Raw genomic sequence first — 3807 nt, forward strand, 5'->3', positions numbered from 1 at the left:
TCCCGTTCCTCTAACTTCTTAGCTTGAGTGATAAATTGCTTTTGAAGTTCGGCATTTTTCGGTTTCTTTTGGCCTCCCATATATTCAGAAATGCAAAAACCTAGACTATCGTTCCATACTACTCTGACACACCCAAATAACTTGGCTAACGCCAATTTATGAGAGGGTGTCGGATAGCATCGGTAGCGATATCTAGCTTTCATTTGTTTTTGATATTTACTGTCTTTATCTTAACATAAACCAGAAGAAAAAGCCGTCCTAAAAGGACGGGGCTTTAAACCCAAAATTTTCGGTAACATGAGGTGTTCTTGGGCAAACAGGGCATGGGGCATGGGGCATGGGGCATGGGGCATGGGGCATGGGGCATTGGCCCGCGCAGGGCATGGGGCATGGGGCATGGGGCATTGGCCCGCGCAGGAAGAGTACCTTACTTTCCTGAGAACCCCTGTATTCTCAAAAAACTGATAACAGCCGATCGTCAACTGATGAAATTGAGCAGCGTCGTTTCAGGAGCGATCGACAAGCCGGAGAATTGGCGATCGTTCCTCAAAACTCGATCGGCATCGTAAAAAATGTTGAACGCACCCAAAAAATAATTAGATACCATTCAAAACTTATCCGAGTAGCCAGACTTTATATTTCTGAAAAAAAGCGACCCAACAACCGTCACATCTGAGATTATCTGATGAGTATTTTAACACTTTAAAAATGGTTAATAAACTCTTTTATGAATTATTTTCGGACTCTTGTGCCGTACAATCAATCAAGAGTTGAAGAGCGATCGCCTGAGCTTTCATGTGGACAGTCCAACTGTTCAACTATTAATGGTTGAAACCTGATGTCTCCCGGTTCAATTGCCACTCTTCTCCACCAAGCTGGCAACAAGAGCAGCCAAAACTTACCCAAAGACACAGAACGCTGCTCGCGAACAAAAACCAAGGTCAGGAGAGCCACCAGTCGTAAGACGGCTGAGAGGGCAAACACCCCTGGCAAGCCACCGAGATTGGTCAAAGTGGCGAGAAAGCCACCCACGGTGATTCCCATTGCCCCAGTGACACCAGGAACCGCGGCCGCGATCGCAAAGTATATCGACTGATTCAACAGCGGTGCCACCGACATCATCAGATTACCACTGCACAGGTCGATCGCCGCCCACGTCCCACCGCCGATGATGTGCAACAGCGGGAACCACACCCATAGGAAAATTGGAGCCGTTCCACCTTCTAGCCAGAGTAGAGGGGTCAGAGCCACCAAAACTCCCACTACTAGCATAATCGGGCGATTCCCAACCCGGTCAGCCAGCTTCCCCCAAAAAACCAGCATCAGCAAGTTAGCACCAGCACCTAAGCTGCTATAGAGCGTTACCACGCTGACATCTATCTTTAGGTCATCTAGCAAGTAAAGGTTAAAGAAGGGCGCGCTGACGTTAACGGCAAAGCTCCATAGACCAGAGTAAAGCAAAAACTTTAAAAAATTGGCTTCCTTGAGAAAGCTAAAAATTGTCCCTGTGGATGATTTTTCGCCTGTATCTGAATGCGTAACCTGTACAAGCTTTGGGTTCACATCGGTCATAAAGAACTGACAACCTAGACTGATGAGACCAAGCACAATTCCTAAAACCAAGATGGCACTGTAACCTTGGAGCTTTCCACCGGGCCAGTTCGATACCACTAGAGCCAGCAACGGCACACCAATGAGATTCGTCAAGCTGACAGCACTATTGCGAAAGCCAAAATACCGCCCGCGCAACCGCTGAGGTACTAACGCCGCCAACCAGCTCAAGAAGGAAGCCCGACCTAAAGATTCTAAGACTTGACTTACCCAGATGATTGCCAATGTCAACTGCACAACCTGATGTCGGGCCAGATGAAATGAGCCTCCCAACCAAAGGGCTGGCACGAGAATCAGCCACAGCAGTCGCGACATTCCGAAAATGTAGAAGGAATACCAGTGGCGGCTCTGTGTTCGGTCTGCTATATAAGCTCCGAACGGTTGGAGCAGATTTACCAGTTGAGGAATGGAGGAGAGCATACCAATTTCGACTGGACCAGCCCCCAAATCGAGCAAGAAATTACTGAGCAACGCGCCGCCGATGATGCTGTAAAAAAGCGTAGCGAAAACACCGTCCAAAGTTAGTGCTCTGAGGCTCGATCGAGTTTCCGGTTTGGAAAGTTTTAGATGCCCATTTGTCAGAAGTACCGTCTCTGGTAAGGCTATATCCTCTTGGATTTCCTGAAGTTCTAGAGGATTCGTTCCTACTAAGCTGTAATCTTCTTGTTTTTCGAGCATACTGGATAGCCAATAGATAAGCTGCTACGCAGCTTAATTGTATAACATAAGATTAAGTATTTTAAGGAGCACAGCCATAGATGCAAGCTAAAAGTCTATAGGCTTGGGTTACAACTATTTATTCCTCGGAGATGCCCCTAAATCCCCCTTAAGAAGGAGGACTTTGAGTAAGTTCTGATATCCCTCTTTTTAAGGAGGGCTAGTAGGGGGGATCGAGCTTAACTGAACCGTATTGATCTAAAAGTTATCGCTCTCAAAAGCAAAAAGAAAGATTACTTAAATAAATTAGATAAAATAAGAATGCCCCAATTACAGAATTATGATTAATTGCATTATTAATAATTAATTAATTAATTAATTAATAAGGTTCAGTTAAATTGTTTATTCCTCGGAGATCCCCCTGATTGTTGGGGAGTAGGGGTTGACTTTGAGTAAGTTCTTGTCCCACCCCCTACTCCCCTTCGTAGGGGCGGTGCTACCCCTACTCCCCGTGCCCGCCCTAGGCGCCGGGGGATCGGGCTTAACTGAACCGTATTAATCAATAAATAGCTAATTTTTTATAAATTTTCTATGCGACATTAGGTTACTGGTTTCTTCAGGGTGAACCCGATAAAATAGAGAGCTTTTCAGATGGAATAAGTCAATGTAACTTTAATAAACCCACATATTAGTATGAATAAAGGTTGCTAAAAATGAGAAGATAATCACAGTTCTAAAGGAGCAAGAGCGTTCAATAAGTCTTCTAGGATAAATCGCAGCAAAGATTGAGTTGCTAATATTAAACCTAATCGAGCTTGGGCGAGCTTTGGCTGTTCTATTTTAACTTCTCCCCAAATTCGGCACTGGCTGTAAAAAATCTGAAATGCTTCGCTCAAACTATTGGCTAATTTGAAATAATTGACAGGTTTTTCGCGGTTATTTACCTCAAAAGGAGGAGATAAATTGTCTAGCACTGTTAACAGTTGCGATATTAAACGGCGTTCTGCAGGATGCACTAACCGCAGTCGATCGCCCTCGTCAATCCAAGGGATAGGATTTGGACTCGCCAGCGACCAAATTTGCGGCGCTGTAGCGACATCTGGCTGGGCGATCGCAATTATCCGATCGCGGTGGGCCATTCGCAGCAGGGAACAGCAGCGCGCGTGGCTGTACTGAATGGGAAACAGTCGATCGGCACATACAACAGAAGATAATATTCGAGATTCGGGAATGGGGAGGTTCGTTTGAGCTAAACGCTGCAACCAGACGGCTAAACCTGCATCAGTCAACTCCATCTCAATAATTCCCGCCGGCGCTACTTTAACGGCGAAATCTGGGTAGCACAGCGGTTGGAGAGTTTCAGCCAACTGTGCCGCGATTGTCTGCGGTGTCTGCTGCCAACTTTTAGCCAATTTCAGGGCGATCGCAGACACGTACAGCACCCGCGCGCTATCTTTACTCCGATTTAATGGAAATATTGCACCATTCTCAATTACTTGTTTAGGAACAGGCAAGATGCCTGTTCCACAAGAAAATTCA

General features: G+C 45.8%; 4 protein-coding genes. All 4 read right to left on the reverse strand.

Features of this window, described 5'->3' with window-relative positions:
- Positions 1 to 203 (reverse strand): helix-turn-helix domain-containing protein (locus tag QUA00_RS26525; protein WP_333411732.1); only part of this gene is annotated, 203 nt, incomplete at its 3' end.
- Positions 204 to 478: 275 nt separating this feature from the next.
- A complete protein-coding gene (locus QUA00_RS26530; RefSeq protein WP_333411733.1) occupies positions 479 to 607 on the reverse strand; it encodes a hypothetical protein in 129 nt (42 codons plus the stop codon).
- 152 nt (positions 608 to 759) lie between these two features.
- Complete coding sequence (locus QUA00_RS26535; protein ID WP_333140270.1) at positions 760 to 2289, reverse strand: MFS transporter; 1530 nt, start codon at positions 2287 to 2289, stop codon at positions 760 to 762.
- Between the two features lie 704 nt (positions 2290 to 2993).
- A complete protein-coding gene (locus QUA00_RS26540) occupies positions 2994 to 3782 on the reverse strand; it encodes a DALR anticodon-binding domain-containing protein (RefSeq protein ID WP_333411734.1) in 789 nt (262 codons plus the stop codon).
- Between the last annotated feature and the right edge of the window lie 25 nt (positions 3783 to 3807).

It is taken from the genome of Microcoleus sp. T2B6 (assembly GCF_036700475.1).
Classification (GTDB): Bacteria; Cyanobacteriota; Cyanobacteriia; order Cyanobacteriales; family Microcoleaceae; genus Microcoleus.

Bases quoted from the DNA above. Each gene is read 5' to 3' on its own strand.
- QUA00_RS26530 (WP_333411733.1), bottom strand. From the start codon at position 607: ATGGTATCTAATTATTTTTTGGGTGCGTTCAACATTTTTTACGATGCC.
- QUA00_RS26535 (WP_333140270.1), bottom strand. From the start codon at position 2,289: ATGCTCGAAAAACAAGAAGATTACAGCTTAGTAGGAACGAATCCTCTA.